This is a genomic window from Paenibacillus sp. Paensp111 (assembly GCF_059492195.1).
In genome coordinates, this window is record NZ_CP168527.1 from 3,054,520 (window position 1) to 3,071,851 (window position 17,332).

General features: G+C 49.8%; 20 protein-coding genes and 1 tRNA gene. 4 read left to right on the plus strand and 17 right to left on the minus strand.

The window, feature by feature from the left end:
• Nucleotides 1-35: 35 nt before the first annotated feature.
• From ACEN86_RS14195 to ACEN86_RS14205, 3 genes are all read right to left on the minus strand, one after another.
• On the minus strand, nucleotides 36-1,196 hold the full coding sequence (locus tag ACEN86_RS14195; protein WP_495634308.1) for an MFS transporter: 1,161 nt from the start codon (nucleotides 1,194-1,196) through the stop codon (nucleotides 36-38).
• Between the two features lie 108 nt (nucleotides 1,197-1,304).
• On the minus strand, nucleotides 1,305-1,859 hold the full coding sequence (locus ACEN86_RS14200) for a MarR family winged helix-turn-helix transcriptional regulator (RefSeq protein WP_495631262.1): 555 nt from the start codon (nucleotides 1,857-1,859) through the stop codon (nucleotides 1,305-1,307).
• Nucleotides 1,860-2,049: 190 nt separating this feature from the next.
• Nucleotides 2,050-2,134, minus strand: a tRNA-Leu gene (locus tag ACEN86_RS14205).
• Nucleotides 2,135-2,297: 163 nt separating this feature from the next.
• Between ACEN86_RS14205 and ACEN86_RS14210 the strand changes: the two genes are divergently transcribed.
• Nucleotides 2,298-2,699, plus strand: coding sequence for a YhjD family protein (locus ACEN86_RS14210; RefSeq protein WP_495631263.1), 402 nt, complete (start codon nucleotides 2,298-2,300; stop codon nucleotides 2,697-2,699).
• A gap of 93 nt (nucleotides 2,700-2,792) precedes the next feature.
• On the opposite strand, the gene ACEN86_RS14215 is transcribed toward ACEN86_RS14210, so the two are convergent.
• The 5 genes from ACEN86_RS14215 to ACEN86_RS14235 all read right to left on the minus strand — a co-directional run bounded on the left by ACEN86_RS14215 (nucleotide 2,793) and on the right by ACEN86_RS14235 (nucleotide 5,281).
• Complete coding sequence (locus tag ACEN86_RS14215) at nucleotides 2,793-3,125, minus strand: carboxymuconolactone decarboxylase family protein (protein ID WP_495631264.1); 333 nt, start codon at nucleotides 3,123-3,125, stop codon at nucleotides 2,793-2,795.
• Nucleotides 3,126-3,204: 79 nt separating this feature from the next.
• A complete protein-coding gene (locus tag ACEN86_RS14220; RefSeq protein ID WP_495631265.1) occupies nucleotides 3,205-3,420 on the minus strand; it encodes a hypothetical protein in 216 nt (71 codons plus the stop codon).
• Nucleotides 3,421-3,599: 179 nt separating this feature from the next.
• Entirely contained in the window at nucleotides 3,600-3,935 is a 336-nt protein-coding gene (locus ACEN86_RS14225; protein WP_127200835.1) for a hypothetical protein, read from the minus strand.
• Between the two features lie 88 nt (nucleotides 3,936-4,023).
• Entirely contained in the window at nucleotides 4,024-4,596 is a 573-nt protein-coding gene (locus ACEN86_RS14230) for a xanthine phosphoribosyltransferase (protein WP_495631266.1), read from the minus strand.
• Between the two features lie 25 nt (nucleotides 4,597-4,621).
• Nucleotides 4,622-5,281 (minus strand): DedA family protein, encoded by a 660-nt coding sequence (locus tag ACEN86_RS14235; protein ID WP_495631267.1) that lies wholly within the window; start codon nucleotides 5,279-5,281, stop codon nucleotides 4,622-4,624.
• Between the two features lie 184 nt (nucleotides 5,282-5,465).
• On the opposite strand from ACEN86_RS14235, the gene ACEN86_RS14240 reads away from it, so the two are divergent.
• Nucleotides 5,466-6,506 carry a YkvI family membrane protein gene (locus tag ACEN86_RS14240; protein ID WP_495631268.1) on the plus strand — a complete coding sequence of 347 codons (1,041 nt, stop codon included), beginning with the start codon at nucleotides 5,466-5,468 and terminating at the stop codon, nucleotides 6,504-6,506.
• Between the two features lie 25 nt (nucleotides 6,507-6,531).
• On the opposite strand, the gene ACEN86_RS14245 is transcribed toward ACEN86_RS14240, so the two are convergent.
• A complete protein-coding gene (locus ACEN86_RS14245) occupies nucleotides 6,532-7,656 on the minus strand; it encodes a glycosyltransferase family 4 protein (protein WP_495631269.1) in 1,125 nt (374 codons plus the stop codon).
• Nucleotides 7,657-7,829: 173 nt separating this feature from the next.
• On the opposite strand from ACEN86_RS14245, the gene ACEN86_RS14250 reads away from it, so the two are divergent.
• Entirely contained in the window at nucleotides 7,830-9,263 is a 1,434-nt protein-coding gene (locus tag ACEN86_RS14250) for an RsmF rRNA methyltransferase first C-terminal domain-containing protein (protein ID WP_495631270.1), read from the plus strand.
• A 110-nt stretch (nucleotides 9,264-9,373) separates the two neighbouring features.
• On the opposite strand, the gene ACEN86_RS14255 is transcribed toward ACEN86_RS14250, so the two are convergent.
• The 6 genes from ACEN86_RS14255 to ACEN86_RS14280 form a co-directional block, all read right to left on the minus strand.
• Nucleotides 9,374-10,171: a Cof-type HAD-IIB family hydrolase gene (locus ACEN86_RS14255; protein ID WP_495631271.1), complete on the minus strand. Its 798-nt coding sequence runs from the start codon at nucleotides 10,169-10,171 to the stop codon at nucleotides 9,374-9,376.
• 60 nt (nucleotides 10,172-10,231) lie between these two features.
• Nucleotides 10,232-10,972, minus strand: coding sequence for a pseudouridine synthase (locus ACEN86_RS14260; RefSeq protein WP_495631272.1), 741 nt, complete (start codon nucleotides 10,970-10,972; stop codon nucleotides 10,232-10,234).
• A 4-nt stretch (nucleotides 10,973-10,976) separates the two neighbouring features.
• Nucleotides 10,977-12,512: an RsmB/NOP family class I SAM-dependent RNA methyltransferase gene (locus ACEN86_RS14265; protein ID WP_495631273.1), complete on the minus strand. Its 1,536-nt coding sequence runs from the start codon at nucleotides 12,510-12,512 to the stop codon at nucleotides 10,977-10,979.
• A 62-nt stretch (nucleotides 12,513-12,574) separates the two neighbouring features.
• Entirely contained in the window at nucleotides 12,575-13,048 is a 474-nt protein-coding gene (locus tag ACEN86_RS14270) for a DUF309 domain-containing protein (RefSeq protein WP_495631274.1), read from the minus strand.
• Nucleotides 13,038-13,850 (minus strand): GTP diphosphokinase, encoded by an 813-nt coding sequence (yjbM, locus tag ACEN86_RS14275; RefSeq protein WP_495631275.1) that lies wholly within the window; start codon nucleotides 13,848-13,850, stop codon nucleotides 13,038-13,040. The genes ACEN86_RS14270 and yjbM overlap by 11 nt, the downstream gene beginning before the upstream one ends.
• Before the next feature lie 32 nt (nucleotides 13,851-13,882).
• Nucleotides 13,883-14,977 carry a quinone-dependent dihydroorotate dehydrogenase gene (locus ACEN86_RS14280; protein ID WP_495631276.1) on the minus strand — a complete coding sequence of 365 codons (1,095 nt, stop codon included), beginning with the start codon at nucleotides 14,975-14,977 and terminating at the stop codon, nucleotides 13,883-13,885.
• A gap of 214 nt (nucleotides 14,978-15,191) precedes the next feature.
• Between ACEN86_RS14280 and ACEN86_RS14285 the strand changes: the two genes are divergently transcribed.
• The gene (locus ACEN86_RS14285) at nucleotides 15,192-15,329 is read left to right on the plus strand and encodes a hypothetical protein (RefSeq protein WP_495631277.1); all 138 of its coding nucleotides are present in this window, start codon (nucleotides 15,192-15,194) and stop codon (nucleotides 15,327-15,329) included.
• Here ACEN86_RS14285 and ACEN86_RS14290 read toward each other — a convergent pair.
• Nucleotides 15,326-16,750: a L,D-transpeptidase gene (locus ACEN86_RS14290; RefSeq protein ID WP_495631278.1), complete on the minus strand. Its 1,425-nt coding sequence runs from the start codon at nucleotides 16,748-16,750 to the stop codon at nucleotides 15,326-15,328. The genes ACEN86_RS14285 and ACEN86_RS14290 overlap by 4 nt on opposite strands.
• A gap of 247 nt (nucleotides 16,751-16,997) precedes the next feature.
• Nucleotides 16,998-17,240 (minus strand): ferredoxin, encoded by a 243-nt coding sequence (locus ACEN86_RS14295; protein ID WP_251375774.1) that lies wholly within the window; start codon nucleotides 17,238-17,240, stop codon nucleotides 16,998-17,000.
• Nucleotides 17,241-17,332: the final 92 nt, after the last annotated feature.

The following is a 17,332-nucleotide window of genomic DNA, read 5'->3' on the forward strand; positions in this document are numbered from 1 at the left end:
AATATGTATGGCAAATAAGGAGCTTTCAGGATGCCCTAGCTCTTACCAGCTTCGAGCTTCGACTCTGCCTGAACCAAGCAAGCTGCGAGCAAGCCCACGCTCAATATAAGCGCAAGCAAGATAAAGGTTAACGAGAAGCTGCCTAATTTCATAAACTGAATCGATACAATGGGGCCCAGGCTTGTTCCAGCAAAGAGAATAAACGTATATACGGACACCGCAATACCGCGTGCTTCTCCGCCCAATTGGCCAATCAATGACACCAGAGAAGGAACAGCCAAGGCGATCCCGGATACGAAGACGACAGTCATGAACACAAGGAACACCAGATTCGGGATCAATCCCAATGTACAGAGCCCGAGTACAGCCAAAGTTAATCCCCCTCGCAGTACAGCAAGAACCCCATAACGCCCGGCAAGTCTTCCTGCAAAAGGAGAAACCAGCATGCCTAACACCCCAAATAATCGTACATACAGGATTTCATGTGGACCAAGCGAGAACTTCGGGCCGCTCAGATAAGATCCGAGTACGGAATACATACTTACAAAAGACATAAGGAGCACAAGCGCAACGATATAGCTAAACACTAGATTTTTCCGCATAAAAACGCTACCCATCTGCTTGATAGGTTCCCAGACGTTAGCCTGAGGCCGGGTAACCTCCCCTTTAGGCAGAAGCCAGACAATTAATAAAAAGGTACATGCATACATGGCCGAAAGCAAATAAAAAACCATGTTCCATCCGTATTCCTGACTGACAATGCCAGAAATGACCTGCCCAATAATCCCGGCTATCAGGAAGCCCGTACTGATAAATCCAATTGTAGTCACCCGCTTGTGGGCCGGGAACATCTCCACAGTATAAGCTAAGGCTACGGGAGAGAAGGTCGCTGCTGCTGCCCCTTGAAGACCTCTAAGAGCAAACAGCATAGTTAGGTTGTGAACAGTTCCAAGTGTTAGTGAAATCAGGGTCAATGCGATTAACCCCAAAGTTATGACTTTCTTTCGGCCATATCTATCCGACAATCCCCCATATACCAAGCATCCCAGTGCAAATCCCAGGGAAAAGAAACTGCCCGCGGCTGCAGCTTGTGTTGTCGTAATGCCAAACTCACTCGCAAAAGTCGAGATTAATGGAATAGATACATACAAGCTGCACATCACAGCCATTCCCGACCAAGCCAATACTGCTGTCATCAGCGAGTAATTGTGCTGGTTAATAGATGTACCTGTCGTCTGTTTGATACTAAACACCTCTCTCAGTAATTTTATAGTTAGATAATCTAATTATTATGCTAAAAAAATTTATCTTCCCACACCCATTTTTCTCTCCACGCTTGCATTCAGTTTGGTTAAGACTTTTTGTAACACAGCTTTCTCCTCTTGATCCAAATCATCGATAAACGATGCGCAAGCTGACCAAAATGTAGGCAGGACCTGTTCAACCAAAGCGCGCCCTTCAGGTGTGATTGTCACATGAACTCTTCTGCGGTTATTCTCATCCGCCTTACGCTGAACCCAGTTTCTTCCCTCAAGCCAATCAAGCAGAGCTGTCGCCGAGGCCCGCCGGATACCAAGACGCTCAGCAATAGCTGAGGGGTTTATCTCTTCATGGTTTTGGTGCAGAATTAGCAGAAGCAGAAGGTCTAACTTGCTTTCTGTAATTCCATAGGCAGAGAGATCTAGATCCATCTTATCCTGCTGGTTGTCACCAATCCACAGCAGCAGCAGACCAATATGAGCCGAGGCTTGATCGGTCTCCTCAGAAGCTGTCTTCCCCATAAGCTCCAAGTATGGCTCTATGCCTAATTTAGGCAGCCGCTTATCAACTGAATGTTCTTTTTCAATTTTCTTTCTCATCTTGTCACCCATAATAATTAGATTATCTAACTATAATCAATATAATGGTTTTCTTTACTAATTGCAAGCCGTTAATTAAAATCTAGTCGCAGGAAGATCCAACTTATTGGATATCCACACCATCTACGAAATAAAAAAGAACAGGCCCGTAAATTATAAGTAATTTACGGGCCTGTTCTACTTAAAGTTATGCGGTCGAGAGGACTCGAACCTCCACGGGGGGTTAGCCCACACGGACCTGAACCGTGCGCGTCTGCCAATTCCGCCACGACCGCTCATTGCCTCTTGCAGAAGTTGTTCTCTGCGGCGACAAGATATATCTTATCATGGAATCTCAACCAAGTCAACAACCTTTTTATATTTTTTATTTTCCATTGATATTCAGTAAATAAAGTGGTTAAAATAAGAACATAAGTTCGTATTAAGGTGGTGGATTCCATGGCTGTTCCCAATATAAGTACAGATGAGCTTAGCTTGATCAAGAGCTGGCTGATGCTTGTATTTATACGCAAAGTCTTCGAACGCGACTCTCGAATTCTAATGAGCAGCGGTGTTCTCAAAAGTCCTGATGTCTATGTGGATATGATCGCTAGTGGTGCAGACCGAGTTGCCGTAGTTATGAAAGAAATACAGAATGATTTCAAGAAACGCAAAATCAAAATTTATGAGGTTAACCAGAATCCGCAAGGCATTGAAGCCAAGTATCTATGCCGCGGAAGCCGGGGTGAAATGAGGCTCCTCTGGTCTGCCTTGCGAAGTGAAATGCCAAGCCGAATGAGAGCTTATCTGGGCGTTCAGCATCAGCAGATCAGTCTGAGCGAACAGCTGAGCCCTATCTAGTCCTGATCGCTACCTAACTAACGGCAAGACAAATACCCTTTGCACCATGTCAAAGGGTATTATCCTAATATTTAGACTCATGCCATATACTTCTTACTGGGTCAATGCCTGCTCCACTCTTGTGGCACCCTGGGAGAGGATATGCCCTGAGCTGACCGCAGCAGCCGCCGCTGCTGCCTCACGAATCTCTGCGTCGGTTGCACCCTTGGATCTGGCCTCTTCTGTATGATAGAACGTGCACACCTCATTGTTGGCGAACAGACTGATTCCAAGAGCAATCAGCTGCTTCGTCTTGGCATCCAGTTCGCCTGCGGCCAGGGACTTTCCGGTAAAATCATGATAGGCTTCGGCTACACCTGGCAAAGATTCGCCAAACGCCTGGATTCCATCTTTATATGCTCTTACTTTATCGTTCTTCTGAGACATGGTCAGCACCTCTTCCTAAATAGATGAGCTTTATCAGCCGCTCTCTATTACGTTGTCCGAGGTTCAGCCAGAATATGCTCTACCCTTCAAAAGAAATGCGCGGTTCTTTGGCGGACTGGAACGTATAATTTCTGTCCAGCTTGACAATATTACGGTTTGGCCGACGGATCATGACCTGTGTATCACTCCAGGCTACGACAATCCCTCTGACGTCATTCTCTGGGATCGCATCCCGAACAACCCGTACCTTTTCTCCGGATAAGCGAAATGCATCTAGTTCTTCATCACTAATCATGTTCTTGTCATACCTCCTCTTCGATAGACGTGGTCACTCGGTTAAATATATCACAAAAGGAACGAGCATCAAATCCAAACACAAAAACAGGTCATTCACCGGTATGTACCGGCAAACGACCTGTCTCAACAACGATTACCCTGTAGTAACCGTGTATATCAAAAGGTATTGCTCCCTATTTATCTTTGTGCATGTTCTTTGCTATCGTTCTTCTCGAACCAGAAATCAAGCACTTTAGCGGACATCACGCGCTCTTCAATGTATGCTACCTGCTGAGGACTAAATTCTTCTCTCCAAGGAAATGAGAGATCCTCGCACATACCCGCAATGGTTAGCAGCTGTGACCAAGCCACGTACCGTTTGTACCAAAAGAACTGCGGATGTTCAAGCATATAGGGATAAAGGTCATCAAATTCTGTATGTTTGCAATCAAGAGCTCGCTCAAAGGTTACCTTAGCTTCACTTAACTTCGTAACAAAATATTCTGCATTTACTACCGGTTGTTGTTCCCCCATGTAGTTGCCTCCTCTCCCTACTTATCTCTTATTATAACTGAAAAGAAAGGCTCTGGAAAGGACTCTTGTGAAATTGATGCCGTTTTGCCTAGTCTTCAAACGTGACTTTGCCGTCATTTAGGGACAAAATCCGCACGAGTGATTCCAGGCGGATTCCCTGCTCACGAATTGCCTTGCCTCCAGCCTGAAAGCTCTTCTCCACGACGATGCCGACGCCAACCAGTTCAGCACCCGAACGCTGAATAATCTTCACTACACCGCGGGCTGCATCTCCATTGGCAATAATATCATCAATGAACAGGATACGGTCGTTCTCGGAGATGTACTGCTTCGAGATCAGAATATCCGTTACAATCCCTTTCGTAAAAGAAGGAACACGCTCGCACAGCGCGTCTGGATCAGCCAGAAGTGTCTTCTTCCTGCGGGCGAACACGAGTGGAACTCCCAGTTCATAAGCCGTAGCAAAAGCTGCAGGAATGCCGGATGATTCTACCGTAATGACACGGGTTACCCCTGCTTCACGGAATCTTGCGGCAAACTCCTTTCCCATTTGCATCGTAAGCTCGGGATCCACTTGATGATTAAGCAGGCCATCAAGCTTCAACACCTGGTCCGAGATCACGATCCCTTCTTCCAGGATTCTTTGTTTTAATGCTTCCATGGTTGTCTCCTCCTAAAGATATGATCTAATCTGCATTCTCTGATTGGCTGGATCTGTCAGCCTGTCCCCGTTCAGCCTTGCTTAATCTGCTTGCTTTCAAATTCCGTATGAACAGATAAATGATTACTCCGATCAGTGAAAGAACAATTACCAGAAGTGCCATACGCCACATATGATGATGAACAAAATAAGCCATTTTTCTCCAGTGGTGGCCTACTGTAGCTCCAAGAGCCATAAAAGTTGTACACCATATAGCCGCACCAATACTTGCGTAGATCAGATACAAGTAGAGCGGAAGGCGGTATACCCCCGACAAATATGAGGTTAGTTGACGCAGACCCGGGACGAAATAACCGAAAAGCACACTCCAATTGCCATACTTGGCGAACCATCTCTCCGTTGTGGCCAGCCTGCTCGGAGTGATGAATATCCACTTCCCGAATTTGTGAAGCAAAGGGGTTCCAACCACTCTACCCAGCGTGTAGCTCAGAATCATCCCCGTCATGCTTCCTAAGAAGGTCATAAGCAGGGCAATCCAGAATACAAAATGCCCTTCTGCCGTTAACCCTCCAAATGTCACAACCAGTGTTTCATCGGGTACAGGAATGCCCATAAAGCCCAATGCCAGTAGTCCGAACATAGCCAAATAACCATATTGGGCGATATAAGACATGATTACACTCAAGATATATCTCACCTTTCTGAAGATAAAGCGCAGGGCTCTGCTCAAGAATGGACATGTTGCAGTCATGTCCGGTTCCCGTACTACATACCTTGTACTATATATAGCACAGATCCGGTACGTTCGGAAGCCATGTACTTCCAAAGTTACCCGCAGGCAGCGCCGCGAAACGGTAAGGAGGAAAAAGATGAAAAATGCCGTCAAGGTCTTACAGATCGGCTTCACCTATATCGGCACTATTGTTGGAGCCGGTTTTGCAACGGGACAGGAGATCATTAAATTCTTCACGCAATACGGCAAATGGGGCGTCTTCACTATTCTGCTGGCAACCATCCTGTTCATCTGGCTGGGTACCAAGATGATGCTTCTTGCTCACGATATAGGCGCCTCCTCCTATGAGGACCTGAACCGCCGCCTGTTCGGTCCACGGGCCGGGGGCTTAATCAGCATATTCACTTTAGTTGTCCTCATGGGTGTGAATAGTGTTATGCTCGCCGGCGCAGGCTCCGTCTTCATGGAACATCTTGGACTTCATTATCAGACGGGGCTGTGGATTACACTGATCGGCACTTACCTGCTGCTTCATCGCGGCATTCAGGCCATTCTGCAGCTTAACTCCATCGTAGTGCCGCTCATGCTCATCTTGTCGGTCATTATAATCAGCAACACCTCAGGTATGCCGGATGCTTCCCGCTTCCTCACTTACACGACCGACACAAGCGTGGGCGCAGCATGGGCCTCTCCGCTAATGTATACAGCCTTTAATCTGGGAATGGCCCAAGCGGTTCTCGTTCCTGTGGGAAGTCATACCCGGAACCGGAAGGTGCTTATCTGGGGCGGCATCGTGGGCGGAGTTGGCGTTGGCTTTCTGCTGTTGGCAGGACACTTTGCTCTATCGGCCCACATGCCGGGCATCACCCAATTCGAAATCCCTATGGGTCATATCGCCAATCGTCTGGGAGCGCTCGTTAGAATCGTCTATGTGATCTTGATATTCCTCGAAATCTTCAGTACTTTCGTGGCCGATGTCTATGGAGTGGCTTTGCAGCTGAGGCAGCATCTCCGGATTGCACCCAAGCTGCTGTCATTGATCCTGCTGCTGGTATGTTACCTGACCAGCCAATTCGGATTCAGCTCGCTGCTCTCCGTACTGTATCCGTTATTCGGCATGTTTAGTCTCATCTGGGTCACTATGCTGGTGCTGCATAAAAAAGAAAAAAAGGCATGAACAGCAGAAGCCGATGCTCCTCTTCCTAGGATTGATACTGCAAATATACCTTCTTCAGCTCATGAACCGCGCGGGCGATGGAATATTCACGCTTCGCTTTCTCCCATCCTGCGCGCGCCAGGCCATAACGGTAGGAAGGATCTAAGATAACCGACTCCAGCGCTGAAGCCAGGGCATTGCAATCTTCAGAAGGAACAAGCAGTCCACCTACACCATGCTCAATCTGCTCTGCAATCCCCCCAACTTCCGTGCCCACGAGGGCAAGACAGCACAAGGCGGCTTCCGCAAACACGGATCCGAATGCCTCGGCCCGGGACGGGAGTACAAATATATCAAAGAAGGGCATGAATTCTTCTGGATGGAGTGTATACCCGTAGAAGATCGTCTCTTCGTAGATTCCAAGATCCTGGGCCATCTTTTCCAGTTCAGGACGGATCGGTCCATCACCAATGATATGCAGCACATATGGGTGACCCTTGCGTTTGAGCTTCGCGCAGGCCTCTAGCAGAATATCAAGGCCTTTGGCCGGGACAAGGCGGCAGACCGTTACAAGCTGGGCTACCTCATTATCATGCGGAATCGGCTTGAACCTCTTCTCATCGAATCCATTCGAGATGACGCCGATCTCTTCTGGACGCTCCACATGCGGAGACAAATAATCAAGAAACGATCTAGAGACGGTTAACATATGGTCGGTCCGATGCTCAAGCTCTCTATACAAGGAGGTCAGAAATCGCTGCTCCAGCCCCCCTTCCTGTATGGTCCCATTAAGAAGAAGTTCCCGTTCATAACTGGAGTGAATGGTCTGAATGACCGGCGTATCCGGAAAAATCTCCTTCATCGCAAGTCCGGCAATCGGATGATGAGCATGAATAAGATCATAGGGACGCTGTATTCTCAGCTTGGTCCACCACAAGTAGTCCCGGTATGTCTGTATATACTTCTGGACGACGGGGCTGTCTTGGAACTCAGTCCAGTCGAAAGTATGAAATTTCACTTGATCCGTACCTTTGCTCCGGATTCGCTTCGGGATCGAGAATATATCCATTTCCCAGTGGGGCGGATTAAATCTCTCCTGCAGATAAGGAATCATGGATGATACACCGCCAGGCTGTTCAGGCGGGAAGAATAAGGCCTGCAATAATTTCATAGGGTTGCCCCTTTCTCTGTTCTATAACGCCTGTCAGCGTCGTCTGTTTCTCCATTATGCCATAGGTAAGATGGAACATCCATTTCCCTTTTGTGAATCAAATTCCAATGTGATAAACTGCTAATACTTTGTAGTTTCATAGAGGGAACGGACAATTGGAAGGAGTATTACCTATGAAGGAGCAACAGACGCTGCCCGCAGATTATCTTAGAAGTATGACTGACCTGCTTGGAACTGAGGAAGCCGAACAATTTATCAAGAGCTATGATCAGCCAAGAGCATACGGGCTCAGATTGAACACACTCAAGACGACCCCATCGTCTTCTGTAGTGGAGATGATGAAGGCTCAGTTTCACCTGAGGGAGGTCCCTTGGTGTGAGAACGGTTTCTATTACGAGGAAAGTTCACGTCCTGGTAAGCACCCTTACCACGCAGCCGGACTTTATTATATTCAGGAGCCTTCGGCGATGTCAGCGGTCGAACTCCTCGCTCCCGAACCCGGGGAGACCATTCTGGATCTCGCTGGGGCTCCTGGGGGCAAGACAACTCAGATTGCCGCTAAAATGAAGGGAAAAGGCCTGCTGATTGCCAACGAAATCCACCCGCAGCGTGCCAAGATTCTGGCCGAGAACGTTGAGCGCTGGGGTATTCGGAATACGGTGGTCACCCAATCCGCCCCCGAGGGGCTGTCCTCCAGATTCCCGCTCACCTTTGACCGGATAATGCTTGACGCTCCTTGTTCGGGGGAAGGCATGTTCCGCAAAGATCCCGAAGCGGTAAAAGAATGGTCCGAGCGTTCGGTAGAAGCATGTGCTGCCAGGCAGTGGGACATCATTCATGATGCCATCAAGATGCTTAAGCCCGGCGGCCGACTGGCCTACTCTACATGTACCTTTAACCGGCATGAGAATGAGGAGACCATCGCTCGGCTGTTAGAGACGTATCCCTTCATGCAGCTGATCACCGAGAAGCGTATATGGCCCCACAAGCAGGAGGGCGAAGGCCACTATGTGGCACTCCTGCAGAGGGGCGGAACTGCGGAAGACCGGTTCGGCACACCGGAGGCGGATGGAGAGTCTAAAGCCGGCTGGCCAGACGAAGACCGCGGACCTAAGGGCGGACGAAAAGGCAAAGCCGGCAGAGCTTCTGCCGCTGCGAAAGAGACGCAGGCAGCCTGGGAAACCTTCTGCTCCTGGGCAGATGAGGACCTTCCGGGCTACATACAGGCGGAGGGTAGCCCCGAGCTGTTCGGCGAAGCTCTCTACTGGCTGCCCCGAAGCAGCGGCCTGCCTCTGCAGATGGGCCAGCTCCGTGGACTTAAGCTGCCTAGGGCCGGTCTGCATCTTGGCGAGCTTAGGAAAGGAAGATTCCAGCCTAGCCATGCGCTGGCTATGGCTTCCTCCGCCGGGCAGGCTGCCCGCACGTGGGATCTGGAACCCTCGTCTCCTGAAGCAGCGGCTTACCTGCGCGGGGAGACGCTCCCTGTTCCGGACTCCCTGAAGGGATGGACCCTGGTTACCGTCTCCGGATACCCACTCGGGTTCGGCAAAGCCAGCGGAGGGCAGCTGAAGAATCATCTGCCCAAGGGGCTGAGAGTTCACCTTTGATCGAGGTGGAACGTCTGAATCCTTTCCATACGTGCCGAGCTAACCGCCTCGTCGCCATGATAATCAAAAAAGTCTGCCGAGGTCAGTAATCCTCAGCAGACTTTTCTCTTTTACAGGCAGTACTTCTCCAACGCCAAACGTACGCCTTCCTCATTGTTCGATGCGGTCACATCCTGTGCAGCCGCCTTCACCTCAAGCGGTGAGTTATCCATCGCGATCCCCAGCCCGGCAAACGTAAGCATCGTAATATCGTTATAGAAATTGCCGATCGCCATCACCTGTTCAGCAGGAATCCCGCGCTGCTCGGCAAGCTTTTTCAGCGCATTGCCCTTTGAAGCCTCGGGGTGCATCAGGTCTATGAAATAATCGCCGCTGCGCAGCATGTTAAGTTCATGAGTCCAAAGATTCCAATCTGCTTCCACCTGGTTCATTGCATCGGTCAGCCCGGATGCCGTCATTTTGACAATAGGTTCCGTGAAATCGACCCAAGCGGGTAAATTTAGCGGTTCAATCAAAAACTTATGGTACATATCAAGAACCTCGGGTCCAATCTCATCGAGCTTGTCGACATAAATGCCGTAGGTAGTATTGACATCAAAGTGAACACCATGCTTGCGGCAGTAATTAATATAAGGTTCAAGCGCAGAGGGATCGACTGCAAATTCATGCACAATCTCACGAGTATTTACGTCCACGGTCGCAGCCCCGTTATGTGTAATTACATAACCGCCAAGGCCCATCGACTCCATAAAAGGAATGCAGCTAAGAGGAGCTCTTCCTGTGCATAGAACAATTTCAGTCCCCTGCGAAGCCACTCTCTTAATCATCTCGGCCGTGGCTGGCGTAAGCACGTGATTATCGTCCAGCAGCGTACCATCCACATCTAATGCAATCAGCTTGTATTTCAATGATCTCCATCCTCTCTATGTATAATTAATTATATAACATATATCTGCTGACCGCCTAATTCAGCGAAGCAAGGCTAATTCATCTTCTGTCAGTTCCCGGAAAGCGCCCTTGGGCAAAGCCTCATCCAGCGCAAGGCTGCCCATCGACATTCTCTTTAAATAAATGACCTCGGACCCTACAGCTTCGAACATTCTCTTCACCTGGTGGAACTTGCCCTCCGATATCGTCAGTAAAATCCGGCTGAGGGGTCCTTCCTCATCGTGACCCTGCCCGGTAACCACCAGCTTGGCCGGGAGTGTCACGTATCCATCGTCCAGTTCAACCCCCTGTTCAAATCGCAGCACTTCCTCCTGTCCTATCAGGCCGCGTACGTCAGCATAATAGGTTTTGGGGACGTGCTTGCGCGGGGATAGCAGATCATGAGCGAGCTGTCCATCATTGGTGAGCAGCAGCAGCCCTTCCGTGTCCTTATCGAGCCTCCCTACCGGGAAGGGAGAGAATACCTTGTACTTGGCCGGGAGCAGATCGATTACAGTTCTATCTCTCGTATCCTCCGTAGCGGAGATTACCCCGGCAGGCTTATGCAGCATAATATAAATGAACTCCCGGTACAGCACAGGCTCTCCGTCAACCTCGATCCGGTCGTGGTAGGGGTCCGCCTGGGCTCCGCTATCTTTCAATACCTGTCCGTTCAGCGAGACCCGGCCTTGTTTGACCATCTTTTTGAGGTCTGCTCTGGAGCCAATCCCCAAATGACCTAAGATCTTGTCTACCCGCTGTGTCTTTTTTCCTTTATCCATAAGTTTAGGTCCACCTCCAGCCCGCAGGATATTCATTCTTAAGCATGCCATCCAGCCATTTGCCCCAGCCCGCAGAGTATCCGTCTATGCAGACTAGCACATAGCTCTTGGGATCGGTACCTTCCATTCGCTGAATTCGGTCAGGGGAGACTGTAAGCGTCTCTCCTTTGAGATAGCGGACAGCCTCTCCGTTCTCGGAAGAGAGAGATAATGTACGCATCGCTTCCTCCGGGCGCAGCGCAGCGGCGAGCGGGTGGCCCGGTGTGAATCTTCCATTCTTCACTGTGCCCACATACCAACCGGGTCTTACCGTCTTAAGCCCATTCAGCCGGTCTTTAGTAAGCGGGGACAAGTATACATGTCCCCCGAACATAATCGGCTCGCCTTCGCTCTCCAGCTTTAGATTGGCCGCTGCGAAGCTGCTCCAGCTGCCCAGCAGCTCCTGTTCAGTAGGCTCCGTCCTATCCGGCGGCCCGTTCTTCTTACGCCGTGACAGCTTGTCCCTCGCTTGGCGGCGAGGCTCGCTGATATTTATCTTGTCCGGTGCGGCCTTATGGGTAGCAATGCTCTCCATTCCAGCACCCTCACCATTGTGCCGAAGCACGGCTACAAAATGTCCTTCACCTTCGATAAGGTGGGGCCACAGTCTGCCGCAGTTCGAAGTCTCGCGAGCCGCTTCTGCGGTATATTCTTGATCTCCCTCATTTACGCCAGCTTGCTTCAGCCACTCGGGACGTCCTCCCGAAATCCCCCATTCCTTGGGAATGGGCACGATGCTAAATTCAGGATGCCTGCTGATAAAAGCAGCAATCATCCCTTCATTCTCTTCGGGCGCAAATGTACAGGTAGAATACACGATAGTTCCGCCCGGAGCCAGCAGCTCCGCAGCACTTTTCAATATATCCTTTTGCATGGCTTCGCATTTCTCTACCGAATGCTTCTCCCACTGACGGGCCATATCTGCATCCTTACGGAACATGCCTTCGCCAGAGCAAGGGGCGTCAATCAATATCTTGTCAAAATAATGCGGAAAAGCCTTGGCGATCCGATCCGGAGCTTCATTCAGCACCACGGCATTCCTTACCCCGTAAAGCTCTATATTCTTGGCGAGCGCTTTGGTCCGTTCAGCGCTGATATCATTGGTCACCAGGATTCCAGTGCCTTGAAGCTTACCCGCAATTTGCGTGGATTTGCCCCCTGGGGCGGCACATAGATCAAGCACCCGGTCACCCGGCTGAACACCCAAAGCCTCCACAGGGGCCATAGCGCTGGGTTCCTGAATGTAATAGAGTCCGGCATGATAGTAAGGATGCTTCCCTGGCTTCAGCCCTTCTTCCGTATAATAACCATTGCTGCACCAGGGGATAGGACGAACTGGAAAAGGAACGATTTGTTCAAACTCCGCCTGATTAATCTTGAGCAGATTCGCCCGTACCCCCGCAAAATGCGGCGTATCATAAGAATCCAGAAAAGCGGGGTATTCATCCCCAAGTAACTTCTCCATCCGTTCCAAAAACGCAGGAGGCAGTTGAACAGCCATAGTGACACCCTTTCTAACTCGCAAGCGGCCCGCTGCCAGATTCAAGCAGCGGGCCATGAGAATTATTTATCGTTTAATTTCTGCTCCCGCAGGGCATGCTTCTCTCCCCGCTTTGGATGAATTTGAATCGGTATATTCGGCGTAAGTTCCGAAGATGCGATATCCACAGCACGCCCCAGTTCAGAATCTATGATTTGGATGGTCAAGTCATAATAGGGGACGGGCTCGGCTGAATCAGGGTCCAGCCTGCCAATCAGCTGCCTAAGGTCTTCCTTCAATCCGGCCAAATTAATCCCCAGGCTATCGTCCTGGTAATTCTGAAGCTTATCCGCTGCGGACTGCAGCATCTTCAGGCTTCCTCTAATATTCCCTCTTCGAAAATGAAACAGCCCCACTGCCACCTGCAGCAGCCCTTTATATAGAGGCTCGCGATTCTTGGCAAGCCACAGCTCTTCAAGCACCTCATGACATTCGAAGTAATCACGGTCACGGTTAAAATAGATCAGATACGCTACATAAAGCGGATCATACTTCATCCGGGCTCTCCGCTCTGCGAGCAGCCTTCAGAAGAGCTTTCACTTCATCAACCAAATCCTTCATAGAAGCCAGGTCCTTCGCTTCCCAGAGATCATTGAACCGCCGCTGAGCATCAATCGCCTCGTTGACGAGGTGATAGAAATACAGCTGGTGAATGGAATTCAGAGCCTGGGCCACCAGACTCGAATCATCCTCGAAGGATTTCTGCGCATCCAGAATCTCCTGACGGATGCTGGACATTTCGTTATCCAGGACAAAGGCAGCCTCAGCAGCCTTCTTCAGACGCTCACGCATGTCTTCGGGCAGGCTATCCCGGTATTTATAATTCAGAGAGTGCTCGATCGTAGCCCAGAAATTCATAGCCAGTGTGCGAATCTGGATTTCGGCTAGCACCAACTTCTGTTCTAGAGCTGTCTGTACCGGATACTCCACAATCATATGGAAGCTGCGATAGCCGCTGTCTTTGTAATTAGTAATATAATCTTTCTCATACAAGACCTTCAGGTCTTTCCTATTACGAATATATTCAGCAACTCTCCGGATGTCCTCAGCGAACTGACACATGATCCGGATCCCCGCAATATCTTCAATTCCGGTCTCCAGTTGATCCATGGATACATTAAGGCGCTTGGCCTTATCCAGAATACTAGAAATCTTCTTAACCCGTCCGGTTACAAATTCAATCGGTGCGTACTCTTCCCGTTTCTTGAGCTCGGAGCGCATCGTCTTGAATTTGACTTTCAATTCTTCTACAGCCTGTTCATACGGAAGCAAAAATGTTCCCCAATCTCTGCCATCCATTCTGTGTGCTCCTCTCTAGCTCCCGGCGCCGCTTAACGGTGGTCGGCTCCAACCGCTTCGGATATATGGGTGAACCCGTCACGTGCAAGCAGTTCACGTAATCCCCGGTGAATCCGGCGATTAATCTCCGGTCCTTCATATATCAGTGCGGTATATATCTCCACCAGGCTTGCGCCGGCACGAATTTTCTCATAGGCGTCCTGACTGTCAAAAATGCCACCTGATCCGATGATCGGCAGCCGACCTTCGGTCTGACGATATATTCTTGAAATGATCTCGGTGGAGCGCTGCTTCAGCGGCCTTCCACTAAGTCCCCCGGTCTCCTTGGCATTCGTATGCGTAAGCCCTTCGCGGGAAATGGTTGTGTTGGTTGCAATAATCCCCGATACGCCGCTGGCTGCAATGGTATTAACCATATACTCAAGCTCCTCATCACTCACGTCCGGAGCGATCTTAACCAGAACGGCCTTTGACTTGCCTGATCTCTCATTATGCACCTTCATCTCCTGCATCACCGCTGACAGCAGGGAAGCAAGCTCACTCCCGTGCTGAAGCGCGCGAAGATCCGGTGTATTAGGCGAGCTGATATTCACTACAAAAAAGTCAGCATGCGGATAAAGAGCCGAAATACATTTCTCGTAATCCAGATGCGCCTCTTCATTCGGAGTCACCTTGTTCTTGCCGATATTCACGGCAATCGGAACCTTCCGAGCAGGAAGAGCCGCCAGTGTGCCTGCCATGGCTTCCGCACCCTTGTTATTAAATCCCATTCGGTTGACGAGAGCCTCATCAGGAGGCAGACGGAACAACCGCGGCTGATCATTGCCGGGCTGGCCCACAGGAGTTACGGTCCCGACTTCCATAAATCCAAAGCCAATCGAGGAGAAGCCCTCTACCGCTTCAGCGTTCTTATCCAGACCAGCAGCCAGCCCGACGGGTGTCGGGAAATGTATGCCGAACAAATCAACTGCCAAATCCGGTGTTTCTTGTACACCGTATATTTTATTGAGGAGCGAAATGCCCCCTGGCATCTTGGCCGTTTTATGTAACCCGCCGATCACTAAATGGTGCGCTTTCTCGGGATCTATTCGGAAGAATACGGGTTTCCCCACGTTGCGATATAACACTGTTCACTCACTCCGTTCCTCTCTCGGTGGACATTCTGCCCCATTTCTCAGTTTAGCGTTTTCTATGTGAAAAGAAAAGTCTTGAACAAAGGTCCACTTTTTCAAGGACAAACCCTATAGATATTCAAAATGAAAGCCATTACAATAACGGTATACGGCTCTTCATATAACAAGATATGTAGGAAAGTTAAGTTATGAAAGGGGTATGAGCTCTATGTCAACCAAACGCAAGCCGCCAACACTTCACCAAAAGAAGGAAGAAGTAAATAAAAAGGCGTTAATCTGGAGCGGCTCTATAATAATTGCCATCGTGATTGTGTTCACCGTGCTCCTCATATGGAGCAAGAGCTAATTCAACCAATGATATGTCTTTTGGGGATTGGCCTGATTCTGTCTGTCCGGGACGACAAATCGTTCTTCTGAGCGCCCGGTTAGCCCAGGTACAGTCCCCTTTCCAATCGTGACCTTGGTTCCCGCGGGAGCCAGATCGAACAGCTCCTCAACGTCCTCCTTACTCATTCTAATACAGCCCTTCGATTCATCCTTCCCTACACTGTCCGGCTCATTCGTCCCGTGAATCGCATAATTCGTATCCGAAAGCTGCATTCCGCGGCTGCCGAACTCCCCACTCGACTTTCCGTTCGGTTTGATGATTTTCTCCGTGATCATGTAGGTGCCTTCCGGAGTTCGATCGCCTCCCAGTCCTACCTTATAGCTGCGCACAACCACATCCCCGCTCACCAAGGCAAGCTCATGGCTGCTCTTGTCTACGACAATTTCAAGCGGCTGAACCAGGAAGGGTTCGTGTGAAGCCGGGGCAGCCTTGGTTAGAGGTGAATTGGCACTGCCTCCTGATGCAGTGCTGGAGGGGTTATAGTTCTTCTCGGCATCGATCTGCTGCTTAGCGAGCTGAATCGCCTGTTTGAAGGCTTGTTCAAGCGCCGGGCTGGTTCCGGCAATCCAATTGTTCGGATAGGGCTGGGCAAGCTCGCTAAGTCCTTCGGGGAGCTGCCTATTTTTGCGTGCAAAATGGTGGATCGCCGAAGACACTACCGCATACGCCTCCTGCTCCTTCGTCCACTGCCTCGCTTTCTTCTGAAGCGGTTCGGCATCCGGCGGTTTGCAGTTGCAGCTCTTCGCATCGAAAGCCTGCACGGCTGATCTGCCACTGGCTGCATCCCGCTCGACCGTGAATATCACCGGCATATTCCGCTTCCAGAGCAGCCAGTGTCCCTTCTGCTCCATGCCAAGCACCGCAGTCAGACGAGCCTTAGGCTTCGAGCTGCTCAGCAGCTCTCCAACAGCCGCACTTCTCCTGGATGCATCTCCAAGAGAGCTTGCCGTGAAGGTCATAGAGTCCGCCTGTCGCTCCGGCGGAGCAGCCTCGTTAACAGACACCCCTGGCAGGGTGTACAAATTATCAACGGACGGGTCATAATCTGAACTTACAGATTCCGTGTAGACAGACGGATCATCCATTGAGGGGATGAACAGGAGCAGCAGAAACATAAGCGAGACCAGCAGCCTGCGTCTTCGCTTCGTCCGCCTTTCCTTTTGGGCAGAAGCTTCCATAAGCCTCATCTCATACTCTTTCCATACTTCTGCCGGAACTTTACTGCTCTCGAACGCCTCGTAAATCTGACCGGCCTTATTGAAGCAGTAATTGGCTTTCCCTGTCTGCCCGCCTCGTTCGTATTCCTTACCGAGTAAATACCACGCCATTTTGTTATCCGGATGCATTTGTACGTATTTCTTGAGGTATGACGGATTCATCGCAACCTCCCTATTTATTGAGCGGATCTTCTGGTCGGCCCATTATTTTCCATTCCACAACACAGCTATCCTCTATATCGGCAGACTTCCCCGAGCATATCAGAGTCTAAAGGAATAGATTGGCAAGACAAGACTTATGACCCAGAGTTGAAGCTCAAATAATGATTAGGATCAATAACAAAGAGACACCCTCCACCTGTTCAGCGGAAGATGTCTCCTGGTCAGCAGAAGCTGCTATAGATGGGGATTAACCCTCTTTGTTAAATGGAGTATCAGCAATCTTAATGGAATCCGTAGGGCAGCCGTCACAAGCGTCCTGCAGATCATCATAGAGATCTTCTCCAATTTCCGTGTTACCATGGTTGGCATCATTCTTGTAGATCACTTCTGCCAAACCTTCATCATCGTAATCGTAAATATCTGGAGCTGTTGCGCCGCATGCGCCGCACGCGATGCAAGTGTCTTTCTCCACCCAAGTATATTTCGCCATATTAATCTGCCTCCTAATATAAGACGGTACAAGTCCGGTGCGTTCCACCATGTACAATATAATATAATATAACCACAATTTCAAATGATTTC

What these genes read in the sequence shown, in the direction of transcription:
- ACEN86_RS14285 (WP_495631277.1), top strand. Translation starts at nt 15,192, where the DNA reads ATGTCAACCAAACGCAAGCCGCCAACACTTCACCAAAAGAAGGAAGAA.
- ACEN86_RS14260 (WP_495631272.1), bottom strand. Translation starts at nt 10,972, where the DNA reads ATGGATAAAGGAAAAAAGACACAGCGGGTAGACAAGATCTTAGGTCAT.
- ACEN86_RS14200 (WP_495631262.1), bottom strand. Translation starts at nt 1,859, where the DNA reads ATGAGAAAGAAAATTGAAAAAGAACATTCAGTTGATAAGCGGCTGCCT.
- ACEN86_RS14220 (WP_495631265.1), bottom strand. Translation starts at nt 3,420, where the DNA reads ATGATTAGTGATGAAGAACTAGATGCATTTCGCTTATCCGGAGAAAAG.
- yjbM (WP_495631275.1), bottom strand. Translation starts at nt 13,850, where the DNA reads ATGGATGGCAGAGATTGGGGAACATTTTTGCTTCCGTATGAACAGGCT.
- ACEN86_RS14230 (WP_495631266.1), bottom strand. Translation starts at nt 4,596, where the DNA reads ATGGAAGCATTAAAACAAAGAATCCTGGAAGAAGGGATCGTGATCTCG.
- ACEN86_RS14245 (WP_495631269.1), bottom strand. Translation starts at nt 7,656, where the DNA reads ATGAAATTATTGCAGGCCTTATTCTTCCCGCCTGAACAGCCTGGCGGT.
- ACEN86_RS14215 (WP_495631264.1), bottom strand. Translation starts at nt 3,125, where the DNA reads ATGTCTCAGAAGAACGATAAAGTAAGAGCATATAAAGATGGAATCCAG.
- ACEN86_RS14270 (WP_495631274.1), bottom strand. Translation starts at nt 13,048, where the DNA reads ATGAAGTATGATCCGCTTTATGTAGCGTATCTGATCTATTTTAACCGT.
- ACEN86_RS14210 (WP_495631263.1), top strand. Translation starts at nt 2,298, where the DNA reads ATGGCTGTTCCCAATATAAGTACAGATGAGCTTAGCTTGATCAAGAGC.
- ACEN86_RS14295 (WP_251375774.1), bottom strand. Translation starts at nt 17,240, where the DNA reads ATGGCGAAATATACTTGGGTGGAGAAAGACACTTGCATCGCGTGCGGC.
- ACEN86_RS14290 (WP_495631278.1), bottom strand. Translation starts at nt 16,750, where the DNA reads ATGAATCCGTCATACCTCAAGAAATACGTACAAATGCATCCGGATAAC.
- ACEN86_RS14265 (WP_495631273.1), bottom strand. Translation starts at nt 12,512, where the DNA reads ATGGCTGTTCAACTGCCTCCTGCGTTTTTGGAACGGATGGAGAAGTTA.
- ACEN86_RS14225 (WP_127200835.1), bottom strand. Translation starts at nt 3,935, where the DNA reads ATGGGGGAACAACAACCGGTAGTAAATGCAGAATATTTTGTTACGAAG.
- ACEN86_RS14195 (WP_495634308.1), bottom strand. Translation starts at nt 1,196, where the DNA reads ATGACAGCAGTATTGGCTTGGTCGGGAATGGCTGTGATGTGCAGCTTG.
- ACEN86_RS14240 (WP_495631268.1), top strand. Translation starts at nt 5,466, where the DNA reads ATGAAAAATGCCGTCAAGGTCTTACAGATCGGCTTCACCTATATCGGC.
- ACEN86_RS14250 (WP_495631270.1), top strand. Translation starts at nt 7,830, where the DNA reads ATGAAGGAGCAACAGACGCTGCCCGCAGATTATCTTAGAAGTATGACT.